Source organism: Streptomyces sp. NPDC028635, from assembly GCF_040637635.1.
GTDB lineage: Bacteria > Actinomycetota > Actinomycetes > Streptomycetales > Streptomycetaceae > Streptomyces.
Genome location: NZ_JBEZWX010000009.1, coordinates 133,381 through 154,156, shown reverse-complemented (window position 1 = coordinate 154,156; position 20,776 = coordinate 133,381). Strand labels below are relative to the sequence as shown.

The following is a 20,776-nucleotide window of genomic DNA, read 5'->3' as shown; positions in this document are numbered from 1 at the left end:
TGAGACTTGGCCTGCCGCCGCGCCCCAGCGGCGAGGTCTCTCGACACCCAGCTGAGAACACCTCTGAGGAGACAGTGCTGTGACCGGGATCAAGACGACCGGCGAGAAGAAGATGATGTTCTTCTCCGGCCGCGCCCACCCCGAGCTTGCCGAGGAGGTCGCCCAGCAGCTGGGTGTCGGGGTCGTCCCGACGAAGGCCTTCGACTTCGCGAACGGTGAGATCTATGTCCGTTATCAGGAGTCTGCTCGTGGTGCGGACTGCTTCCTGATCCAGAGCCACACGGCTCCGATCAACAAGTGGATCATGGAGCAGCTGATCATGATCGACGCGCTGAAGCGTGCGTCGGCCCGCTCCATCACGGTGATCGTGCCGTTCTACGGTTACGCGCGGCAGGACAAGAAGCACCGGGGTCGTGAACCGATTTCGGCGCGTCTGATCGCGGACCTGATGAAGACGGCGGGTGCGGACCGCATCCTGACGGTGGATCTGCACACGGACCAGATCCAGGGCTTCTTCGACGGCCCGGTCGACCACCTGTTCGCGCTGCCGCTGCTGGCGGACTACGTGGGCCGCAAGGTCGACCGGTCGAAGCTGACCGTGGTGTCCCCGGACGCCGGCCGGGTGCGGGTGGCGGACCGCTGGTGCGACCGTCTGGGTGCGCCGCTGGCGATCGTGCACAAGCGCCGTGACAAGGACGTGGCGAACCAGGTGACCGTCCACGAGGTCGTGGGTGAGGTCAAGGGCCGGGTGTGTGTGCTGGTGGACGACATGATCGACACCGGTGGCACGATCTGCGCGGCCGCGGACGCGCTGTTCGCGCACGGTGCGGAGGACGTCATCGTGACGGCGACGCACGGTGTGCTGTCGGGTCCGGCGGCGGACCGGCTGAAGAACTCGCGGGTGAGCGAGTTCGTGTTCACGAACACGCTGCCGACGCCGGGTGAGCTGAACCGTGAGCTGGACAAGATCACGGTGCTGTCGATCGCGCCGACGATCGCGTCGGCGGTGCGTGAGGTGTTCGAGGACGGTTCGGTGACCAGCCTGTTCGACGAGCAGTAAGGGTTCTGCAGCCCTGGGCTGGTGATCCTTTTGGTACGGCCTCCCTCTGCCGAGTAGACTGCTCCAGTTGCTCGGCGAGGGAGGCCGTACCCGTGTGGTGCGGCGGTCCGTAATCGACGCGCTCTTCGTAGCAGGCCGTTCGTTGGCCGGGTGACCCGTCCCGTTCTCGCTTTCTACGAGGAGTGATCAGTATGTCCGAGGTGAAGCTCGCCGCCGCCACGCGCACCGAGTTCGGCAAGGGTGCCGCGCGTCGTATCCGCCGTGACAACAAGGTTCCCGGTGTCCTCTACGGTCACGGTTCCGACCCGCTGCACCTGACCCTGCCGGGCCACGAGCTGCTGCTGGCGCTGCGTACGCCGAACGTCCTGATCGCCCTGGACATCGACGGTCAGCGCAACGAGCTGGCGATCCCGAAGGCCGTGCAGCGCGACCCGCTGAAGGGCTTCCTGGAGCACGTCGACCTGCAGCTGGTCAAGCGCGGCGAGACGGTCACGGTCGAGATCCCGGTGCAGGCCGAGGGCGAGCTGGCCCCCGGTGGCAACCTGCTCGAGCACGTGCTGAACGCGCTGCCGGTCGAGGCCGAGGCCACGCACATCCCCGAGGCCGTGACGGTGTCCGTGGAGGGCCTGGAGGCCGGTGCCTCCGTCCTCGCCAAGGACATCACCCTGCCCAAGGGCGTCAAGCTGGCCGTCGAGGACGACGCGGTCGTCCTCCAGGTGCTGGCCGCGCAGGCCGAGGAGGCCACCGAGGGCGCCGAGGGTGAGGGCGAAGAGGCCGCCGAGGCCTGATCCCTCCCGCAAGCCGTTCGTCAGCCGCTGCTCCCGGCGGGGTTCCGCCGGGGGTGGCGGCTGGCGCGTATCAAGGAGACATGGACGTGACCACCCCTGCCAGTGCCCCGTGGCTGATCGTCGGGCTCGGGAACCCCGGACCGGAGTACGCCATGAACCGGCACAACGTCGGATTCATGGTGGCGGATCTGCTCGCGGAGCGGATCGGGGGGAAGTTCAAGCGGGCGGGCAAGGCGCAGGCGCAGGTCGTGGAGGGGCGGCTCGGTCCGGCGGGGCCGGCGAACCGGCGGGTGATCCTGGTGAAGCCGATGTCGTACATGAACCTGTCCGGTGGTCCGGTGAACGCGCTGAAGGACTTCTACAAGGTGCCGGTGGCGAACGTCGTGGCGGTGCACGACGAGCTGGACATCGACTACGGGACGCTGCGGGTGAAGCTGGGCGGCGGGGACAACGGCCACAACGGGCTGAAGTCGATCACCAAGGCGATGGGGCGGGAGTACCACCGGGTGCGGTGCGGGATCGGGCGGCCGCCGGGGCGTATGCAGGTGGCGGACTTCGTGCTGAAGGACTTCTCCTCGGCGGAGCGCAAGGAGCTGGACTGGTTCGTGGACCGGGCGGCGGACGCGGTGGAGTGTCTGGTGACGGAGGGCCTGGAGCGGGCGCAGAGCGCGTACAACTCCTGACTTGTCCCTTACGTGAGTTGACCGGGTGTCCTGGTATGGCCAATGATCCCGGCCATGCCTGCCACAGCCCTCCGGTCCCGTCAGGTCTCGCTCGCCGCGCTGCGGCTCGGGCGGCTCGCCGCGATGAGCACGGTCGCGGTGCTGATCCTGGTCGCGGGGGTGTGGGCGTCGTGGGGGACGGCGCAGCACGTGATGCTGACCAAGGGGCGTGAGCACGGGACGGTCGTGGTGGCCCGGTGCGGTGAGGAGACGTGCAGCGGGCCGTACACACCGGCGTCGGCGGGGTCGACGGCGCGGCGCAGCGTGGTGATCGACGACGCGGTCGCGGTGCGGGAGGGCGGCACCTACGCCGTGGTGGTGAAGCCGGGCAGTGACGAGGTGGTGCGTTCGGGGCCGGCCGGGATCCTGTACGCGTGGGTGCCGCTGGGTGGAGCGCTGCTGCTGGCGTCGGTGGTGGTGGCGGGCGGACTGCGGTGGACGCGGGCGGCGTGGGTGCTGGCGGGGTCGGGGATCGCGTTGCTGACGGGGGCGTTCCTGGCGGTGTGAGCGCGGGTTTCGTGACGCTTCGGCGGGTATCGCCGTTCTCCGGGTTGTGGAGAGTGCGAGTGTTGCCTGTTCGTGATTGACCTGGTCACCGGGGCGGCAGGAAGCTGAGCCGCCCCCTCCACATCTTCCCGTTCGCTTCTCGAAGATGGACTGCCCATGCGTACCCCCACCCGCGTCGGCGCCGTGTGCGCCCTCGCCGCGGCTGCCGTGTTCACGGCGCCCGCCGCTCATGCGACCGCGCCCGGAGACAACGGCACGGTCAAGATCCACGATGCCTCGACCGGCGAGGAGCTGCGCCGCAACGAGCCGCACGTCTGCACGTTCTACCTGGACGCCTTCGGTTTCGACGGCGGTCAGCAGGTGTCCTGGCACATCGAGTCCTGGGCGCCGACGGCCGGCGTGAAGGGCGAGACGGTGAAGTCCGGTGCGATCGCTCTGGACGGCGCCGGTCATGGCCGCACGGAGGACCTGTCGCTGCCGGACGGGCACTACAAGCTGTTCTGGAACTTCGCCGGTGAGAAGAGCAAGGCAGCGAAGCACAAGGTGTTCTGGACGGACTGCGAGAAGTCCGAGGGCGGTGGGGCGCCGTCGGCCTCCGCGTCCGCCTCGGCGCCGGCGTCGGCCGGGGCGTCGGCGTCGCCGGCTCCGTCGTCCTCCGCCTCCGCCGGCGGGCCTGCCCCGTCGGCGTCCGCGTCCGCCGGTGGTGCTGCCTCCTCGGCCCCCTCGGCGTCGTCGTCGCCGTCGGCCGGGAGCGGTGCGACCGGGGGTGACCTGGCGGAGACCGGGACCAGCGCGCCGGTGGGTGTGCTGTCGGGTGTCGCGGCGGCGCTGGTCGCCGGCGGCGGTTTCCTCGCGTTGCGGCGCAGGAAGGCGGCCCGCGGCTGATCTGCCGCGGTGAGCACAGGACGGTGCCCCCGAGCCGTGTGGCCCGGGGGCACCGTCGTATGCCGTCGTCCGTCGGGGAAGGCGGTCAGCCGGTGTTGCGCAGGCCGGCCGCGACACCGTTGACGGTGAGCAGCAGGGCCCGGGCGAGCAGCGGGTCGGGCTGCTCGTCGGCCGCGGCGGCGTCGCGGTGCCGCTTGAGCAGGGCGACCTGGAGGTAGCTGATCGGGTCGAGGTAGGCGTCGCGGATGGCGAAGGTCTGCTTCAGGACGGGCTGGGCGTCGAGGAGTTCGCTCTCGCCGGTGACGCGCAGGACCTCGGCGACGGTCAGCTCGTGTTCGGCCTTGATGGTGTCGAAGACGTGCTTGAGCTCGTCGGGGACGAGGGTGTCGACGTAGTGCTGGGCGATGCGCAGGTCGGTCTTCGCGAGGGTCATCTCGACGTTGGAGATGAAGTTGCGGAAGAAGTGCCACTGCTGGTGCATCTCGTCGAGCACGGTGTCGAGGCCCGCCTCGCGCAGTGCCTTGAGGCCGGAGCCGACGCCGAACCAGCCGGGGACGATCTGCCGGGACTGGGTCCAGCCGAACACCCACGGGATGGCCCGCAGGCCGTCGAGCGAGACGCCGGAGCCGGGGCGGCGGGAGGGGCGGGAGCCCAGGTGCAGGTCGGCGAGCTGGTCGACCGGCGTGGAGGCGAGGAAGTACGTCGGCAGGTCGGGGTCCTCGACCAGGCGCCGGTAGGCGGCGTGGGCGGCGTCGGAGACGACGTCCATGGCGGCGTCCCAGCGGGCGAGGGCCTCGTCGGACTGGCGCGGGGCGGTGTGCAGGGCGGAGGCCTGGAGGGTGGCCGCGACGGTCAGTTCCAGGTTCTCCCGGGCCAGGGACGGGATGAGGTACTTGTCGGAGATGACCTCGCCCTGCTCGGTGACCTTGATCTCGCCTTCCAGGGTGCCCCAGGGCTGGGCGAGGATCGCGTCGTGGGAGGGGCCGCCGCCGCGGCCGACGGTGCCGCCGCGGCCGTGGAAGAGGCGCAGGCGCACGCCGTAGCGGTGGGCGACGTCGCGCAGGCGGCGCTGGGCGCGGTGGATCTCCCACTGCGAGGTGGTGATGCCGCCGAACTTGGAGGAGTCGGAGTAGCCGAGCATGACCTCCTGGACGTCGCCGCGCAGGGAGACCAGGCGCCGGTAGGAGGGGTCGGAGAGCATCTCCTCCAGGATGGTGTCGGCGGCCTTCAGCTCGTCGGTGGTCTCCAGCAGCGGCACGATGCCGATCTTGGCCCAGCCGGCGTGCAGGTCGATCAGTCCGGCCTCGCGGGCGAGGACGGCGGCGGCGAAGACGTCGTCGGCGCCCTGGCACATGGAGATGATGTACGACTCGATGACCTCGGGTCCGAAGACCTCCAGGGCCCGCTTGACGGTCTGGAAGACGCCGAGGGTCTTCAGGCCGGCCGCGTCGACGGGGGCGGGGCTGGGCGCGAGGGGCCGGCGGGAGCGCAGTTCCTTGGCGAGGAGCTTGGCGCGGTACTCGCGCGGCATGTCGGCGTAGCGCCAGGACTCCTCACCGAGGCGGTCGAAGAGCTGGCCGAGGGCGTGGTGGTGGGCGTCGGCGTGTTCGCGGACGTCCATGGTGGCGAGCTGGAGGCCGAAGGCGGCCAGGGTGCGGATGGTGCGGGCGAGGCGGCCGTCGGCGAACAGGCCGCCGCGGTGGGCGCGCAGCGAGTTCTGGATGATGCGCAGGTCGGCGAGGAGTTCGCTGGTGCCGAGGTAGTCGCGGCCGTCCTCGTGGGGGGTGCCGGTGGCCAGGCGCTGCTTGGTGTTCTCCAGCTTCTGCCGGATGCAGGTGGCCTTGAGCCGGTAGGGCTCCTCGGCGTTGAGGCGCTTGTAGCGGGGGCTGATCTCGGGGAGGTGGCCGAGGTCGGCGTTGAGGGAGTCGAGCAGCTCGTCGGTGGCGCCGGTGTAGCGGATGGAGTTGGACAGCAGGCCGCGCAGCTCGTCGATCATGTCGAGGGCGTCGTTGATGCCGTGCTCGTGCTGGAGGATGAGCACGTCCCAGGTGACCTGCGGGGTCACGTTGGGGTTGCCGTCGCGGTCGCCGCCGATCCAGGTGCCGAAGGTGACGGGGCGGGTGTCGTCGGGGAGCTTGACGCCGACGCGCTCGAGTTCCGCGGTGAGGTCCTCGAGGACGTCGCCGACGGCGCCGGCGTGCAGTTCGTCGAGGTAGTAGATGGCGTTGCGGGCCTCGTCGGCGGGTTCGGGGCGTACGACGCGCAGTTCGTCGGTCTGCCAGACGAGGTCGATGTTCTCGGCCAGGCGGGTGTCGTGGCGGCGCCGGTCGGAATCGAGGACGGGCTCCTCGAGGAGTGCGGCGATGCGCCGGAGCTTGTTGAGGACGGACCGGCGCGCGGCCTCGGTGGGGTGCGCGGTGAACACGGGGCGGACGTTCAGATGCTGGACGGTCTCGCGCAGGTGGTCGGGGTCGGCGTCCTTGAGCCGGTCGGCCGTGCGGGAGAGCAGACCGCCCTCGGCGGCGCGCTTGGCGCGCAGTTCGCGGCCCCGGTGGACCTGTTCGGTGACGTTGGCGAGGTGGAAGTAGGTGGAGAAGGCGCGGACCAGCTTGGCCGCGGTCTCCAGTTCGGTGCCCCGCAGGAGTTCGGCGGCGGCGTCGCCGTCCTCGCGGGTGAGGCGGCGGACCTTCTCCACCAGGTCCAGCAGTTCGGGGCCTTCCTGGCGGACGAGGGTCTCGCCGAGGAGGTCGCCCAGCCGGCGGATGTCGGCGCGCAGCTCACTGCTCGTGCTGGTGGTCTGGTCGTCGGCACTGCTCACAGGTGCGGCTCCTTGCAGTGTTGAAGCTCGTCTGGGAGGGGAACCCGGACGAGCGTCTCGAGCGACGGGCACCGGTTGCGTGCCGGACGTCCGGGAAAAAACTTCAGAGCGGACCGCGCTGTCCGACCGACTCCAGGATAGGTGGCGGCCGGAACGCGCAGGCCCATGGGCTCTTGCCGCAGGGCAACACGCTGCCATACTTACGATGCCGTAGGTTACGGAACCGTAGGAAAGAGAACGGGTTCCCGCAGCTCGGCATCGCCCAGACCCTCGACCCCACAGGGGACGCGTATGACCACTAGCTCCTCCGATGTGATCGCAGACGCTCGTAAGGCGCCGGACGACACGCCCGTACCGCCCGCCACTCTCGGCGGCGAGCAGAAGCGTTCGATCGAGCAGATCGCGCTGCTGTTGTTCATCACTGTCCCGTTCCTCGCGCTGGTGGCGGCGGTGCCGCTGGCCTGGGGGTGGGGCGTGAGCTGGCTGGACCTCGGCCTGCTGGTCTTCTTCTACTACCTCGGCTGCCACGGCATCACGATCGGCTTCCACCGGCACTTCACGCACGGTTCGTTCAAGGCGAAGCGCCCGCTGAAGATCGCGCTGGCGATCGCCGGGTCGATGGCGGTGGAGGGGCCCCTGGTGCGCTGGGTGGCGGACCACCGCCGGCACCACAAGTTCTCCGACGCCGAGGGCGACCCGCACTCGCCGTGGCGGTACGGGGAGACCGTGCCGGCGCTGATGAAGGGCCTGTGGTGGGCACACATCGCGTGGATGTTCGACGAGGAGCAGACCCCGCAGGAGAAGTACGCCCCGGACCTGGTCAAGGATCCGACGATGCGGGCGATCTCCCGGCAGTTCGTGCTGTGGACGGCCCTGTCGCTGGCGCTGCCGGCGGTGATCGGCGGACTGGTGACGATGTCCTGGTGGGGTGCCTTCACGGCGTTCTTCTGGGGATCACTCGTCCGGGTGGCGCTGCTGCACCACGTGACCTGGTCGATCAACTCCATCTGCCACGCGGTGGGCAAGCGTCCGTTCAAGTCGCGGGACCGCTCGGGCAACGTGTGGTGGCTGGCGGTCCTGTCGTGCGGCGAGTCCTGGCACAACCTGCACCACGCCGACCCGACCTCCGCGCGGCACGGTGTGATGCGCGGCCAGATCGACTCCTCGGCGCGGATCATCCGCTGGTTCGAGATGCTGGGCTGGGCGTACGACGTGCGCTGGCCGTCACGCTCGCGTATCGATTCTCGTCGCAGCAGCGAAGACGACCGCTCCCGGCGCCGGAAGGTGAGCGCCGACGCGGCATGATGGACGCCGTGGCGACCGACTCCAGCACCTCCAGCAATGACAAGCCGCGGCGTGTGCGTCGCACCCGGATGACCGGTGCCGAGCGCCGCCAGCAGCTGCTGGAGATCGGTCGGACCCTGTTTGCCGCGAAGGGCTTCGAGGGCACGTCGGTGGAGGAGATCGCGGCGAAGGCCGGGGTGTCCAAACCGGTGGTGTACGAGCATTTCGGCGGCAAGGAAGGCCTGTACGCGGTCGTCGTGGACCGTGAGATGCGGCGGCTGCTGGACATGGTGACCAGCTCGCTGACGGCCGGCCATCCGCGTGAGTTGTGCGAGCAGGCGGCGTTCGCGCTGCTGGACTACATCGAGGAGTACACGGACGGGTTCCGCATCCTGGTCCGTGACTCGCCCATCCCCCAGTCGACGGGCTCCTTCGCCTCGCTGATCTCGGACATCGCCACCCAGGTGGAGGACATCCTGGGCCGTGAGTTCAAGTCGCGCGGCTTCGACGCGAAGCTGGCCCCGCTGTACGCGCAGGCGCTGGTCGGCATGGTGGCGCTGACCGGCCAGTGGTGGCTGGACGTGCGCCGCCCGAAGAAGGCGGAGGTCGCCGCCCATCTGGTGAACCTGGCGTGGCACGGGCTGGACGGGCTCGAGCCGAAGCCGCGGCTGATAGGTCATCGCAAGAGCTGACGACACGAGTGACGACACGGGTGAGGCCCCCGGGAATCCCGGGGGCCTCACTCGTGTGAGCTCAGTGCTTGAAGACGTCCTTCGTCTTCTCCTTGGCCTGGCGGGCGTCGCCCTTCATCTGGTCGGCCTCGCCTTCCGCGGTCATGCGCTCGTTGCCGACGGTGCGGCCGACCGCTTCCTTGGCCTTGCCCTTGAGCTGTTCCTTCTTGCCCTTGGCCTTCTGCTCGCCTGCCACGGCTGATCACTCCCAGTCAAGTCTGAGGGGCGTCTCATCGCTACGGGTGACCAGGTGGGCGCGGCTCAAACGTGGGGCTGGAGGAACTCCAGGCGGTTGCCGGCCGGGTCCTGGGCGTAGAAGCGGTGGTGACCTGGCAGGTTGTCGTCCCAGGTGACCTCGGTGCCGAGGGCGGTGAGGTGTGCGGCGTAGGCCTCGATGCCGGTGACGCGCAGCCCGGGGTGGGCCTTGCGGGCGGGGCGGAAGTCCTCCTCGACGCCGAGGTGGAGCTGGACGGCGCCCGCCTGGAACCAGCAGCCGCCGCGGGCCGCGAGCACCGGCGGCTTGGGGATCTCGGTCATGCCGAGGACGCCGGTGTAGAAGGCGCGCAGGGCGTCCTCGCTGCCGGGCGGGGCGGCGAGCTGGACGTGGTCGATGGCGGTGATCACGCCCGGGTCTCCTTGACGGCTACGGCGAACAGGCGGCGGAAGGGCAGGACGGTGCCGTAGGGCGCGCTCGGGTAGGCCTCGCGCAGCAGGTCGCGGTATTCGGCGAGGAAGGCGTCGCGGGCCTCGGGGTCGTCGGCGAGGGCGGTGAGGGCGGGGCGCAGGCCGGTGCCCTTGACCCAGTCCAGCACCGGGTCGGTGCCCGGCAGGACGTGGAGGTACGTCGTCTGCCACACGTCCGGGGCGCAGCCGAGCCGGGCCAGCCGGTCGAGGTAGGCGCCGGGGGTGTGCACGGAGTCGGTGCGGCGCAGGACGCCGGCGAGGCGGGAGCGCCAGCGGGGGGTGCCGGCGAGGTCGCGCATCAGGGCGTGCAGCGGGGCGTCGATGTTGTCGGGGACCTGGAAGGCGAGGGTGCCGCCGGGCCGCAGCGCGGCGATCCAGTCGGCGAACCGGTCCGCGTGCCCCGGCACCCACTGGAGGGTGGCGTTGGAGACGATCACGTCGTACGGCTCGGCGGGCGTCCAGTCGCGGACGTCGGCGTGCGCGAAGTCGAGGTGTCCGCCTCCCGCTGTCGGGCCCTCGTGGGTGGTGTGGGCGGCGTCCAGCATCTCGGCGGCGTTGTCGTAGCCGGTGATGCGGGCGGTGGGCCAGCGCTCGGCGAGCAGGGCGGTGACGTTGCCGGGGCCGCAGCCGAGGTCGGCGATGCGGGGCCGGTCGCCGGGCGGGTCGGGGACGCGGGCCAGCAGATCGGCGAAGGGGCGGGCGCGGTGCCCGGCGTGGCGGAGGTACTGGTCCGGGTCCCAGGTCGGCTTGGTCATGGCCCCTACTGTCCCCGCGGATTTATCTTGATGTCAAGAGACATGACATCAAGAGACTTAATGTCGACACAACCACTACACTGATCGCCATGGAGGACGAGGTCGATCGGCTGGTCGCAGCGTGGCGCCGGGAGCGTCCGGACCTCGACGTGGAACCGCTCGAGGTGCTCAGCCGGGTGAGCAGACTGGCCCGGCACCTGGACCGGGCACGCCGTCTTGCCTTCTCCGAGCACAGTCTCGAGCCGTGGGAGTTCGACGTGCTGACGGCCCTTCGGCGGGCCGGCGCCCCCTATCAGCTCTCCCCCGGGCAACTGCTGACCCAGACGCTGGTGACGTCCGGGACGATGACCAACCGGATCGACCGCCTGGCCAAGAAGGGCCTGGTGGAGCGGTTGCCCGACCCGAGCGACCGGCGTGGTGTGCTGGTGCGCCTGACCGACGAGGGCCGCGACCGCGCCGACCAGGCGCTCGCCGGGCTGCTGGACCAGGAGCGGGCGATCCTCGCCGAGCTGTCCCGCGCCCAGCGCGGTGAACTGGCGGGGCTGCTACGCCAGCTGACCGCCCCGTTCGACAACATCCCCGGCTGACGGACCGTTCAGGTCGGCCGGCCCCACGCCGGCGCGGCGGGCCAGTGCCACGGCCGCGAGGGTGGAGTGCACACCCAGCTTGCCCAGCACGTTCTGCATATGGGTGCGCACGGTGTGCGGGGAGAGGAACAGCCGCTCGGCGACCGCCTTGCGGCCGAGCCCCGCGACCATGCAGCGCAGCACCTCCCGCTCGCGCGGGGTGAGGGACTCCACCAGCCGCTCGCTCTCGGTGCGGTGCTTGCGCGCGGCCGTCAGCTCCCGCAGGACGCCGGTCAGCAGGGCGGGCGGCAGATGCGTCTCGTCGCGCAGCACCCCGCGGATCACCGTCAGCAGCCGCGACAGCGAGGAGTCCTTGGCGACCCAGCCGCAGGCCCCGGCCTGCAGGGCGAGTGCCGCGCGCCTCGGGTCGTCCTTCTCCGCGAGCACCACCATCCGCACCTGCGGCTGCGCCGTGCGCACCCCGGCGACCAGGGAGATCCCGTCGACGACAGCGTCGTCACCGCTCTGCGGCACCGGTGGCGCGGGGCGTACGCCGGGCGGCATCGCGCCCAGGTCGGCGTCGACGAGCGCCACGTCGAAGCGGCGCCCCTCGGCGGCCGCCCGCTCCAGCGAGCGCAGCGCGGCCGGGCCGCTGCCGGCGGCGGCGACCTCGACGTCCGGCTCGGCGGCCAGCGCCGCGGCCAGCGACTCGGCGAAGATGCGGTGGTCGTCGACGACCAGGACTCGGATGCGCACCACGGATGACCCCCAGCCTCGCCACGACGACCGGCGCGGACACGGCGCCCGAGGGGTCGGGCGAACCGTACGGCCGCCGCCGTACCGAACCGCTTCCCCCCGCCCGAGCGCCGTACCCGGCTTCACTCGCCCCCTGAACGAACACCGGCCCCCACCGGTGCTGTTCACAGGGTAGGGCCGCAGCCGGGCAGGGCAAGGCGAATTGCAGAACTGGCGGATCCCGGCGTCTAGGGTGAGCCGCATGTTCCGTATTGAGGCACGAGTGGACAAAGAGCGACGCCATCTGCTGCGCTCGCGCCTCTGTGAGGCGAACACCGCGGCCTCCCCCGTGCTGCGCGCCCTGCGCGGCACCCCCGGCGCACGGGACGCCCCCCTGCACCTGTGGGCCCTGGACGGCGCCGGCGATCTCGCGGGCGGCCTGGTCGGGCGGACCTGGGCCGGCTGGCTGCACGTCGACCATCTGTGGGTGGACGAGCCCCACCGCGGCGCCGGCCTCGGCTCCCGCCTGCTCGCCCGGGCCGAGCGCCTCGCCCGCACGGAGCGCGGCTGCACCGCCGTACGCGTGGAGACCTGGGACTTCCAGGCGCCCGGTTTCTATCGCGGGCACGGCTATGAGGTGGTGTGCGTGATCCCCGACTATCCGCCGGGGATCACCGAGTACACGCTGGTCAAGCGGATCGGCTGAGCCGGCGCGCGCCCGCGGAGGGGACCGCCTCGAACACGCGCGGGGCGGTCAGGCCCGCCGCGGCGAAGGCTTCCCCGACCGCCTTGGTGATGGTGTCCACGTCGGAGGCGTCGGCCAGCACGATCGCCGAGCCGCCGAAGCCGCCGCCGGTCATGCGGGCACCGAGGGCGCCGGAGGCCAGCGCCGTGTCGACGACGAGGTCCAGCTCCCGGCAGGAGACGCGGAAGTCGTCGCGCAGGGAGGCGTGACCCTCGACGAGGAGCGGGCCGATGGCGCGGGTGTCGCCGGACTCCAGCAGCGCCACGACCCGCTCCACCCGGTGGTTCTCGGTGACGACATGGCGGACCAGACGGACGGCCTCCTCCTCGTCGCCGAGCCGGGCCAGCGCCGCGTCCAGGTCCGCGTACGGCACGTCGCGCAGGGCGTCGACGCCGAGCAGGGCTGCGCCCTTCTCGCAGCCGGCGCGGCGCTTGCCGTACTCGCCCTCGCTGTGCGCGTGCTTGACCTGCGTGTCCACGACCAGCAGGCGCAGGCCCTCGGCCGCGAGGTCGAAGGGGATCTGACGCTGGGACAGGTCGCGGGTGTCGAGGAACAGGGCGTGGCCGGCCTCGCAGCAGGCCGACGCGGTCTGGTCCATGATGCCGACCGGGGCGCCGACGTAGACGTTCTCCGCGCGCTGGCACAGCCGGGCCAGCTGCCAGCCGCGCAGGCCGAGGCCGAACAGGTCGTTCAGGGCCAGGGCGACGACGACCTCCAGGGCCGCCGAGGAGGACAGGCCCGCGCCCGCCGGGACGGTGGAGGCCAGGTGGATGTCCGCGCCGGTCACCGGGTGGCCGGCCTCGCGCAGCGCCCACACCACGCCCGCCGGGTAGGCCGTCCAGCCCTTGTCCGACGCGGGGGCGAGGTCCTCGACGCGCAGGTCGGCGACGCCGCCCTCGATGTCCGCCGAGTGCAGCCGCAGCCGGCCGTCCTCGCGCCGGGACACCGCGGCCACGGCGGTGTGCGGCAGCGCGAACGGCATGACGAAGCCGTCGTTGTAGTCGGTGTGCTCGCCGATGAGATTGACGCGGCCCGGCGCCGCCCACACCCCTTCCGGCTCAGCTCCGTACAGCTCTTCGAACCGCTCGGCTACGGCGCCGGCGACGGCCTCGCTCATCCCTGACCCTGACCTTTCGTACCTTCTGCTCGAAAGTGCGTTACTTTGCGCGGTTCTGTGCGAACTCCCAGGCGTCCGCCACGATCCCGGCGAGGTCCGCGCGGCGCGGCTGCCAGCCGAGGCGCTCACGGGCGGTGTCCGCGGAGGCGACCAGGACCGCCGGGTCGCCGCCCCGGCGCGGGGCGACCACCTCGGGGATCGGGTGGCCGGTGACCTTGCGGACGGTCTCGATGACCTCGCGGACGGAGAAGCCGTTGCCGTTGCCGAGGTTGCAGATCAGGTGCTCGCCCGGGGTGGCGGCCTTCAGGGCCAGCAGGTGCGCGTCGGCCAGGTCCGCGACATGGATGTAGTCGCGCACGCAGGTGCCGTCCGGCGTCGGGTAGTCCTCGCCGTAGACCGAGATCGCGTCGCGGCGGCCCTGGGCGACCTGGAGCACCAGCGGGATGAGGTGCGACTCGGGGTCGTGGCGCTCGCCGTGGGCACCGTAGGCGCCGGCGACGTTGAAGTAGCGCAGGGAGACCGCGCCCAGGCCGTGCGCGTTCGCCTCGCTGGTGATCATGAAGTCGACGGCCAGCTTGGTGGCGCCGTAGGGGTTGGTCGGCTTCGTCGGGGCGCTCTCGACGATCGGCACCTCTTCCGGCTCGCCGTAGGTCGCGGCCGTGGAGGAGAAGACGAGCGTGCGCACGCCCGCCTCGCGCATGGCGCCGAGCAGGGCCATGGTGCCGCCGACGTTGTTGTCCCAGTACTTCTCCGGCTTCACCACCGACTCGCCGACCTGCGAGAACGCGGCGAAGTGCAGGACGCCGTCGAAGGAGGAGTCCAGCCACTTGGCGGCGTCGCGGATGTCGCCCTCGATGAACGCGGCGCCCGCCGGGACACCCTCCCGGAACCCCGTGGAGAGGTTGTCGAGGACGACGACCTCGTGGCCGGCCTCCAGCAGATGCTGGGCCACCACACTGCCGACGTACCCCGCACCGCCCGTCACCAGGTACTTACCGCTCATGAACTCGCTACCTCTCGCAGTCGCTCGGCCGCGCGCTCCGGAGGCACGTCGTTGATGAACACGCTCATGCCGGACTCGGAGCCCGCGAGGTACTTCAGCTTGCCCGACGTCCGGCGAATGGTGAAAAGCTCCAGGTGGAGGGCGTAGTCGTCACGGGTGACGCCGTCGGGCTCCACCAGCGGGCCGAACGGCGCCTGGTGCCAGGCGGCGATGTACGGCGTGGGCGGTTCACCAGTTCCGAAGATCCGGTCGAAGCGCCTCAAGAGTTCCAGATAGAGCCGGGGGAACTCCGCGCGGGCCCCCTCGTCCAGCGCCAGCAGGTCCGGCACCCGCCGCTTCGGGTACAGGTGCACCTCGTACGGCCAGTGCGCCGCGTACGGCACGAACGCCACCCAGTGCTCGCCCTGGAGGACGACCCGCTCGCCGGCCAGCTCGCGTTCCACGACGGCGTCGAAGAGGTTCCCGCCGCCGCTCGCCTCCTTGTACGCGGCCACCTGGCGCAGCATCAGCGCGGTGCGCGGGGTGGTGAACGGGTAGGCGTAGATCTGCCCGTGAGGGTGGCCGAGGGTCACGCCGATCTCGGCGCCGCGGTTCTCGAAACAGAACACCTGCTCGACGGAGGGCAGATGCGACAGCTCCGACGTGCGGTCGGTCCAGGCGTCCAGGACCAGCCGCGCCTGTTCCTCGGTCAGATCGGCGAAGGATGCCCGGTGGTCGGAGGTGAAGCAGACCACCTCGCAGCGGCCGGAGTCGCCGGCGAGCGAGGGGAAGCGGTTCTCGAAGACGACGACGTCGTAGGAGGAGTCCGGGATCTCGCTGAGCCGCTCGCCCTCCGACGGGCACAGCGGGCACTCGTCGGCCGGCGGGTGGTACGTGCGGCCTTGGCGGTGCGAGGCGATCGCGACGGCGTCGCCGAGCAGCGGGTCGTGGCGGATCTCGGAGGTGGTCACGGTCCGCTCCAGCGGGCGCCGGTCGACCGCGCCCCGCACCGTGTCGTCGCGCAGGTCGTAGTAGATCAGCTCACGACCGTCGGCCAGCCGGGTCGAGGTCTTCTTCACGCCGGACTCCCTCTGTCCTCACCCGAGCGCCTGCTGGGGGACCGAAGCACTGCTATGACTCAACACAATCAAACATAACACGTCACAACTCACCAGAGCCGTGCACATCACAATCCAACAAAGACCATCACCAGAAGTGTTCATTTTCTAAACGCGGACGCGTAGGTTCCGCTGAGGATCAGTTCGCGCAACGAAGCGAGTGCTTAATGCAGACCCCCACAACCGCCACATATCTGGCCGCCGGGCTACGGCTCCCCACGAACTGGCTCGACTACACGATCCTCGCGATCTACTTCCTGGTCGTGCTGGGCATCGGCTTCGCCGCCCGCCGGTCGGTGAAGACGAGCCTCGACTTCTTCCTGTCCGGGCGCTCACTGCCCGCGTGGGTGACGGGCCTGGCGTTCATCGCGGCCAACCTCGGCGCCACCGAGATCCTCGGCATGGCCGCCAACAGCGCGCAGTACGGCGTGTACACCACCCACTGGTACTGGATCGGCGCCATCCCGGCCATGGTCTTCCTCGGCCTGGTGATGATGCCCTTCTACTACGGCAGCAAGGTCCGCTCGGTCCCCGAGTTCCTGCTGCTGCGCTTCGACAAGTGGGCGCATCTGCTGAGTTCGGTCCTGTTCGCCCTCGCGGCCATCCTGATCGCCGGCGTCAACCTGTACGCCCTCGCGATCGTCGTCGAGGCCCTGCTCGGCTGGCCGCAGTGGGTGGCGATCGTGGTCGCCGGCTTCTTCGTCCTCGCCTACATCACGCTCGGCGGCCTGTCCTCGGCGATCTACAACGAGGTGCTGCAGTTCTTCGTGATCCTCGCCGCCCTCATCCCGATCACCGTGCTCGGCCTGAAGAAGGTTGGCGGCTGGGACGGCCTGTCCGACTCCCTGACCAAGAGCCACGGAGGTGACTTCCTCACCTCCTGGGGCGGCACGGGCATCGGCGACGCCAACCCGCTCGGCGCCAACTGGCTCACGATCGTGCTCGGCCTCGGCTTCGTGCTCTCCTTCGGCTACTGGACGACGAACTTCGCCGAGGTGCAGCGCGCCCTGTCCGCGAAGAACCTCTCCGCGGCCCAGCGCACCCCGCTGATCGCCGCGTTCCCGAAGATCTTCATCGTGTTCCTGGTGATGATCCCGGGCCTGGTCGCCGCCGTCCTCGTGCCGAAGATCGGCACCGCGGGCTCGGACCTGCAGTACAACGACGCCATCCCGTACCTGATGGAGCAGTTGCTGCCCAACGGTGTCCTCGGCATCGCGGTGACCGGTCTGCTGGCCGCGTTCATGGCCGGCATGGCGGCCAACGTGTCGTCCTTCAACACGGTGTTCACCACCGACATCTGGGCCAAGTACGTGGTGACGGACCGCGAGGACTCCTACTACGTGCGCTTCGGCCGGCTCATCACCGCGATCGGCGTGCTCGCCTCGATCGGCACCGCGTTCCTCGCCTCGTCGTTCTCGAACATCATGGCGTACCTGCAGACGCTGTTCTCCTTCTTCAACGTCCCGATGTTCGTCGTCTTCATCATCGGCATGTTCTGGAAGCGGGCGTCGGTCAAGTCCGGCTTCTGGGGCCTGGTCGCGGGCACGACGGTCGCGATGCTGAACTACTTCTGGATCTACAAGCAGGGCGTCATCGACATCCCCTCCGACCAGGGCGCCAACTTCGTCTCCGCGATCGCGGGCTTCGTCGCGGGCGGGGTCGTGATGGTGGCGGTGTCCCTGTTCACCAAGCCCAAGCCGGCCGAGGAGCTCCAGGGGCTGGTGTACGGCACCCGCTCCCCCGGGATGTCCGAGCCGCCCGCCACCGGCGACGACGCCTGGTACCGCCGGCCGGCGCTGCTGGGCTGGGGCGCGGTCGTGCTGGCCGCCGTCTGCTACATCCCGTTCTCGTTCTGAGGGCCTGTCGGAAAGGAGTGTGAGAGAGCATGAGTGAGAATCCCGGACACCGCGAGCACCGTGAGTACTCCGAGCGGGACGTGCAGCGCGAGGTCACCGAGCTGCAGGGGAAGTCGGCCACCGCGGCGCGGCTGTTCGACATCCGGCGGATCATCGGCGGGCTGTTCGTGGTCTACGGCGTCATCGTCACGATCACGGGGCTGACGGACTCCGACGCGGCGATCGACAAGGCGCAGGGGGTCAACATCAACCTCTGGACGGGGCTGGGGATGCTGGCGCTGGGGGTGTTCTTCCTGGTGTGGCTGAAGCTGAGGCCCGTGGCGCCGGTTCCTCCGGAGGAGGCCGCGGAGTAACGCCGCGGGGGCGCGGGTGCCGGTTCCTCCGGAGGAGGCCGCGGAGTAACGCCGGGGGGCCCGGGTGCGTTTGCCGGCCGGCGGTTCCTCCGCAGGAGCCCGCGGGGTGACGCCGTAGGGGGCGCGGGTGCGTTGCCGGATGCCGCGTGCGTGGTGGCCGGTCGCGCAGTTCCCCGCGCCCCTTGGTCGGCTGCCGTGCCGTGCGTCTCGGAGTCGGCGCTGTTGTCCGCGCTCCTTGGTCGGCTGTGGTGCCGTGCGTCTCGGAGCCGGCGCTGTTGTCCGCGTCCCTTGGTCGGCTGGGGTTTCCTTGCCCTTCAGGACTCGGTTCGGGCGGGGGCTGCCCTGTCCAGCAGGCCCGTTCGCGCTGCCAGGGCCGCTGCCTCGAGGCGGGAGCCCACCCCCAGCTTCATCAGGACGCGTTGGACATGCGTCCGGGCCGTCGACGGGGCGATGCCCATGCCCGCCGCGATCACCCTCGTGTCCTCGCCGTCCGCGACCCGGACCAGGACCTCCACCTCACGCGGCGTGAGGATCGACAGCAGGCGCCGGCCCTCGTCGTCCGGCTGGGCCGCGGGGTTGAGCAGCTCACCGAACGCCTGCTGCAGCAGGGCCGGTGCCACCGCCGACTCCCCCGTCCGCGCCTTCATCAGGGCCCGCTCGACGCCCTCGATCCGCTCGTCGTGCCGTACATAGCCGCACGCCCCCGCCGCGAACGCGGCCGCGATGCCGCGCGGGCTCGGTACCGGGCCCAGCACCAGCACGGCCACCTGCGGCCGCTCCCGCCGGATGCGCGCCACGGGGTCGAACACCCCCGGCTGCGCCGGCACCGCCGTGCCCAGCAGACACACCTCCGGCGCCCGCGAGATCACCAGCTCCGCCGCCCCCGCGACGGGCGCCGTCGCGGCGAGCACCCGGTGCCCCCGCAGCTTCAACGCCGAGGCCAGCGCCTCCGCGTGCAGTCGGTGGTCGTCGACCACCATCAGCCGCACTCCCAAGAGAACCCCCCAGTCCCCCCGATCCATTGCTCCCGGAAGCTACACGCTTGTACGACATCGCGCGCCCCCTACGCGACGAAAAGTGGCCCCGCCCCCTGAACAGGGACGGGGCCACGGGGCGCGGGTCAGCCGGGCGTCACCGCGTGCCGAAGGCGATCGCCAGGTACTCCCTCTCGCCCGCCATCGGCTTGCGGGCGAAGGTGTCCGCCATGTACAGCCGGCCGCCGGCGAAGATGAACTCGGCGTGGTCCGGGAGCATGCTGGTCTCCACGTCCCGCACCGACCGCGTCGCCGGGTTCTCCAGCAGCGTCGTGGCCTTGAAGCTGCCGCCGTCGATGCTGACGATCTGGCCGCCCTTGTCGTACGGCGGCCGCTTGTACGCGATGACGTTGGAGCCGTCCATGCGCAGCGGGGTGTAGGTGTAGCCGTCGCCGGCGTCGGCGCGCTGGCCGGTCTGCTTGCCGGTGGCCAGGTCGAAGGCGACGATCTCGTTGGTCCTGCCGTGGTCGCCGGTGCCGTCGTGCTCCGCGGTGGAGACGTACAGCTTGCCGTTGCCGACCACCAGGCCGTGGCAGTTCTCGACCTCGTCGAGGGTGTCGCAGGTCTCCGCGTAGCCGTCGCCGGAGAGGGAGATGTGGGACTTCAGCTGCCCGGTGGCGTTGTCGATGGCGAAGATGTCGGACACTCCGCTGCCGTTGCCGGTGTCACCGACGTCGGCGCCGACGACGAGCGGGTTGCTGGAGACGATGGCCGCGTCGTCGATGCCCGCGGACATCTTGTAGTCGGAGAACACCTTCCCGGACTTCGGGTCGATGGTCTGGATGTGGATCGTCGGGTTGTCGTACGACCCGCACTTGCGCACCGCGACGAGCTTGTCCCCGCCGCCGTAACCGGCGTCCTCGCAGGTGTCGGCCGCCTTCGGGGCCCACAGGGACGAGCCGGAGACGGCGTCCCACGCGGCGCCGCCGTCCAGGCCGCCGGCGGCGATCGTGCCGCCGCTGAGGGTGACGTTGTCGAACGTGGCCAGTTCGTCGCCGTTCTTGGCGGTCTTCGTCCACAGCTTCTTGCCGGAGGCCAGGTCGATGGAGGCGACCTGGCTGCAGCCGTGGGACGGCTTGTCCTTGGTCGGCATCGCGGGCTCGAAGACCACGGCCGCCTTGCCGTCGGCCGAGGCGTGCTTGCTGGCCGTGCACACCGGGCCGGGCAGCGGGATCGACCACATCTTGGTGCCCTTGGCCGGGTCGTAGCCGACGATCTCGGCGTTGCCGGTCTTGGCGTACACCTTGTCGGTGAGCCAGGAGCCGTTGACGCTGACACTGCTGTCGTCGGTGACCGGCAGCATGGGCACCTGGAACAGCACCTGCGAGGCGGGGTTGTCCGGCACCTTCTCGCTGCCGCCACCGCCGGCGGGCGTGTCGCCGCCCTTGCCGCCGCCCGTGGGGCCGGCGGAGCTGGCCGTCTCGTCCTTGCCGCCCTTGGAGTGGGAGTACCAGACGCCGCTGCCGATGATCAGCGCGCACGCGACGACGGCGGCGACGATGATCGCCACCTGCGGGTTCACCTTGCGTCCGCCGCCGGACGGCGGCGCGGCCGGCGGCTGGGGCGCCGTCTGCTGCGGGTAGCCGTAACCGGGCTGCTGCCCGTACGGCGCCTGCGGCTGACCGGGGTAGCCGTAGCCGGGCTGCGGCGGGGTCGGGGGCTGGCCGGCCTGCGGATAGCCGTACCCGGGGGCCGGCTGCTGACCCGGCATCGGCGGCGGGGGCGTCTGCGGGGCCTGGGGCGTGTGCGGGGCGCCCTGCGGCTGCTGCGGGTAGCCGTAACCGGGGGCCGGCTGCGGGGCCTTGTTCAGGCTCGGCGCCGCGGCCGGGCCGGGCGGGGCCGGCGGAGCGGCGGGCGGAGTCTGCGGGGGCGCCGGCGGCTGGGCGGGCTGCGGTGTGCCGTAGCCACCCGGCTGCTGCGGGGGCTGCGCGGGCGGCTGGTCCTGCGGCGGGCCGAAGCCACCCCCCTGCTGCGGGGGCTGGTTCGGGGGCGGGGGCGGCTGGGTCATGACGTGGGTACCTCGGGTCGGACGACCG

21 protein-coding genes are annotated in these 20,776 nt (G+C 71.0%); 11 read left to right on the top strand and 10 right to left on the bottom strand.

The window, feature by feature from the left end; translation table 11 throughout:
- The first annotated feature begins 79 nt into the window (after positions 1 to 79).
- From AB0E88_RS12840 to AB0E88_RS12820, 5 genes are all read left to right on the top strand, one after another.
- Complete coding sequence (locus AB0E88_RS12840) at positions 80 to 1,060, top strand: ribose-phosphate diphosphokinase (protein WP_361628432.1); 981 nt, start codon at positions 80 to 82, stop codon at positions 1,058 to 1,060.
- 191 nt (positions 1,061 to 1,251) lie between these two features.
- Entirely contained in the window at positions 1,252 to 1,848 is a 597-nt protein-coding gene (locus tag AB0E88_RS12835; RefSeq protein WP_361628429.1) for a 50S ribosomal protein L25/general stress protein Ctc, read from the top strand.
- Positions 1,849 to 1,928: 80 nt separating this feature from the next.
- The gene (gene pth, locus AB0E88_RS12830; RefSeq protein WP_361628426.1) at positions 1,929 to 2,531 is read left to right on the top strand and encodes an aminoacyl-tRNA hydrolase; all 603 of its coding nucleotides are present in this window, start codon (positions 1,929 to 1,931) and stop codon (positions 2,529 to 2,531) included.
- Between the two features lie 54 nt (positions 2,532 to 2,585).
- Positions 2,586 to 3,077, top strand: coding sequence for a hypothetical protein (locus tag AB0E88_RS12825; protein WP_361628423.1), 492 nt, complete (start codon positions 2,586 to 2,588; stop codon positions 3,075 to 3,077).
- Between the two features lie 156 nt (positions 3,078 to 3,233).
- A complete protein-coding gene (locus AB0E88_RS12820) occupies positions 3,234 to 3,962 on the top strand; it encodes an LPXTG cell wall anchor domain-containing protein (RefSeq protein ID WP_361628420.1) in 729 nt (242 codons plus the stop codon).
- An 85-nt stretch (positions 3,963 to 4,047) separates the two neighbouring features.
- On the opposite strand, the gene ppc is transcribed toward AB0E88_RS12820, so the two are convergent.
- Positions 4,048 to 6,780 (bottom strand): phosphoenolpyruvate carboxylase, encoded by a 2,733-nt coding sequence (ppc, locus tag AB0E88_RS12815; protein ID WP_361628417.1) that lies wholly within the window; start codon positions 6,778 to 6,780, stop codon positions 4,048 to 4,050.
- Positions 6,781 to 7,071: 291 nt separating this feature from the next.
- On the opposite strand from ppc, the gene AB0E88_RS12810 reads away from it, so the two are divergent.
- Both AB0E88_RS12810 and AB0E88_RS12805 read left to right on the top strand, forming a co-directional pair.
- A complete protein-coding gene (locus tag AB0E88_RS12810; protein WP_361628415.1) occupies positions 7,072 to 8,085 on the top strand; it encodes a fatty acid desaturase in 1,014 nt (337 codons plus the stop codon).
- Positions 8,082 to 8,756: a TetR/AcrR family transcriptional regulator gene (locus tag AB0E88_RS12805; RefSeq protein ID WP_361628412.1), complete on the top strand. Its 675-nt coding sequence runs from the start codon at positions 8,082 to 8,084 to the stop codon at positions 8,754 to 8,756. Before AB0E88_RS12810 ends, AB0E88_RS12805 begins: the two co-directional genes overlap by 4 nt.
- A 61-nt stretch (positions 8,757 to 8,817) precedes the next feature.
- On the opposite strand, the gene AB0E88_RS12800 is transcribed toward AB0E88_RS12805, so the two are convergent.
- The 3 genes from AB0E88_RS12800 to AB0E88_RS12790 all read right to left on the bottom strand — a co-directional run bounded on the left by AB0E88_RS12800 (position 8,818) and on the right by AB0E88_RS12790 (position 10,234).
- Complete coding sequence (locus AB0E88_RS12800) at positions 8,818 to 8,991, bottom strand: CsbD family protein (protein ID WP_361628410.1); 174 nt, start codon at positions 8,989 to 8,991, stop codon at positions 8,818 to 8,820.
- Between the two features lie 65 nt (positions 8,992 to 9,056).
- Positions 9,057 to 9,419, bottom strand: coding sequence for a VOC family protein (locus tag AB0E88_RS12795; protein WP_361628407.1), 363 nt, complete (start codon positions 9,417 to 9,419; stop codon positions 9,057 to 9,059).
- Positions 9,416 to 10,234: a trans-aconitate 2-methyltransferase gene (locus tag AB0E88_RS12790; protein WP_361628404.1), complete on the bottom strand. Its 819-nt coding sequence runs from the start codon at positions 10,232 to 10,234 to the stop codon at positions 9,416 to 9,418. The genes AB0E88_RS12795 and AB0E88_RS12790 overlap by 4 nt, the downstream gene beginning before the upstream one ends.
- Positions 10,235 to 10,323: 89 nt before the next feature.
- Here AB0E88_RS12790 and tamR point away from each other — a divergent pair, with 89 nt between their 5' ends.
- Positions 10,324 to 10,821, top strand: coding sequence for a MarR family transcriptional regulator TamR (gene tamR, locus AB0E88_RS12785; protein ID WP_361628401.1), 498 nt, complete (start codon positions 10,324 to 10,326; stop codon positions 10,819 to 10,821).
- Here tamR and AB0E88_RS12780 read toward each other — a convergent pair.
- Positions 10,780 to 11,559 (bottom strand): response regulator transcription factor, encoded by a 780-nt coding sequence (locus AB0E88_RS12780; protein ID WP_361628398.1) that lies wholly within the window; start codon positions 11,557 to 11,559, stop codon positions 10,780 to 10,782. The genes tamR and AB0E88_RS12780 overlap by 42 nt on opposite strands.
- A 238-nt stretch (positions 11,560 to 11,797) precedes the next feature.
- Here AB0E88_RS12780 and AB0E88_RS12775 point away from each other — a divergent pair, with 238 nt between their 5' ends.
- On the top strand, positions 11,798 to 12,241 hold the full coding sequence (locus AB0E88_RS12775) for a GNAT family N-acetyltransferase (RefSeq protein WP_361628395.1): 444 nt from the start codon (positions 11,798 to 11,800) through the stop codon (positions 12,239 to 12,241).
- Here the strand turns inward: AB0E88_RS12775 and galK are convergent.
- From galK to galT, 3 genes are read right to left on the bottom strand one after another with little or no spacing between them, the layout of a single operon-like run.
- Entirely contained in the window at positions 12,225 to 13,397 is a 1,173-nt protein-coding gene (galK, locus tag AB0E88_RS12770) for a galactokinase (protein ID WP_361628392.1), read from the bottom strand. The two genes, AB0E88_RS12775 and galK, sit on opposite strands and share 17 nt — an antisense overlap.
- A gap of 40 nt (positions 13,398 to 13,437) precedes the next feature.
- Positions 13,438 to 14,400, bottom strand: coding sequence for a UDP-glucose 4-epimerase GalE (galE, locus tag AB0E88_RS12765; RefSeq protein WP_361628389.1), 963 nt, complete (start codon positions 14,398 to 14,400; stop codon positions 13,438 to 13,440).
- Positions 14,397 to 15,458 (bottom strand): galactose-1-phosphate uridylyltransferase, encoded by a 1,062-nt coding sequence (gene galT / locus AB0E88_RS12760; RefSeq protein ID WP_361628386.1) that lies wholly within the window; start codon positions 15,456 to 15,458, stop codon positions 14,397 to 14,399. Before galT ends, galE begins: the two co-directional genes overlap by 4 nt.
- A gap of 206 nt (positions 15,459 to 15,664) precedes the next feature.
- On the opposite strand from galT, the gene AB0E88_RS12755 reads away from it, so the two are divergent.
- Both AB0E88_RS12755 and AB0E88_RS12750 read left to right on the top strand, forming a co-directional pair.
- Positions 15,665 to 17,353 (top strand): sodium:solute symporter family protein, encoded by a 1,689-nt coding sequence (locus tag AB0E88_RS12755; RefSeq protein ID WP_361628383.1) that lies wholly within the window; start codon positions 15,665 to 15,667, stop codon positions 17,351 to 17,353.
- Positions 17,354 to 17,382: 29 nt separating this feature from the next.
- Positions 17,383 to 17,706 carry a hypothetical protein gene (locus tag AB0E88_RS12750; RefSeq protein ID WP_361628380.1) on the top strand — a complete coding sequence of 108 codons (324 nt, stop codon included), beginning with the start codon at positions 17,383 to 17,385 and terminating at the stop codon, positions 17,704 to 17,706.
- Between the two features lie 314 nt (positions 17,707 to 18,020).
- Here the strand turns inward: AB0E88_RS12750 and AB0E88_RS12745 are convergent, their stop codons facing one another.
- Both AB0E88_RS12745 and AB0E88_RS12740 read right to left on the bottom strand, forming a co-directional pair.
- Entirely contained in the window at positions 18,021 to 18,701 is a 681-nt protein-coding gene (locus AB0E88_RS12745; RefSeq protein ID WP_361628377.1) for a response regulator transcription factor, read from the bottom strand.
- A 136-nt stretch (positions 18,702 to 18,837) separates the two neighbouring features.
- A complete protein-coding gene (locus tag AB0E88_RS12740) occupies positions 18,838 to 20,748 on the bottom strand; it encodes a PQQ-binding-like beta-propeller repeat protein (RefSeq protein WP_361628374.1) in 1,911 nt (636 codons plus the stop codon).
- Between the last annotated feature and the right edge of the window lie 28 nt (positions 20,749 to 20,776).

Coding starts and splice junctions, on each gene's coding strand:
- pth (WP_361628426.1), top strand. CDS start 1,929: ATGGACGTGACCACCCCTGCCAGTGCCCCGTGGCTGATCGTCGGGCTC.
- AB0E88_RS12775 (WP_361628395.1), top strand. CDS start 11,798: ATGTTCCGTATTGAGGCACGAGTGGACAAAGAGCGACGCCATCTGCTG.
- AB0E88_RS12740 (WP_361628374.1), bottom strand. CDS start 20,748: ATGACCCAGCCGCCCCCGCCCCCGAACCAGCCCCCGCAGCAGGGGGGT.
- AB0E88_RS12810 (WP_361628415.1), top strand. CDS start 7,072: ATGACCACTAGCTCCTCCGATGTGATCGCAGACGCTCGTAAGGCGCCG.
- AB0E88_RS12825 (WP_361628423.1), top strand. CDS start 2,586: ATGCCTGCCACAGCCCTCCGGTCCCGTCAGGTCTCGCTCGCCGCGCTG.
- tamR (WP_361628401.1), top strand. CDS start 10,324: ATGGAGGACGAGGTCGATCGGCTGGTCGCAGCGTGGCGCCGGGAGCGT.
- AB0E88_RS12835 (WP_361628429.1), top strand. CDS start 1,252: ATGTCCGAGGTGAAGCTCGCCGCCGCCACGCGCACCGAGTTCGGCAAG.
- AB0E88_RS12790 (WP_361628404.1), bottom strand. CDS start 10,234: ATGACCAAGCCGACCTGGGACCCGGACCAGTACCTCCGCCACGCCGGG.
- AB0E88_RS12755 (WP_361628383.1), top strand. CDS start 15,665: ATGCAGACCCCCACAACCGCCACATATCTGGCCGCCGGGCTACGGCTC.
- galE (WP_361628389.1), bottom strand. CDS start 14,400: ATGAGCGGTAAGTACCTGGTGACGGGCGGTGCGGGGTACGTCGGCAGT.
- galK (WP_361628392.1), bottom strand. CDS start 13,397: ATGAGCGAGGCCGTCGCCGGCGCCGTAGCCGAGCGGTTCGAAGAGCTG.
- AB0E88_RS12750 (WP_361628380.1), top strand. CDS start 17,383: ATGAGTGAGAATCCCGGACACCGCGAGCACCGTGAGTACTCCGAGCGG.
- AB0E88_RS12805 (WP_361628412.1), top strand. CDS start 8,082: ATGATGGACGCCGTGGCGACCGACTCCAGCACCTCCAGCAATGACAAG.
- AB0E88_RS12820 (WP_361628420.1), top strand. CDS start 3,234: ATGCGTACCCCCACCCGCGTCGGCGCCGTGTGCGCCCTCGCCGCGGCT.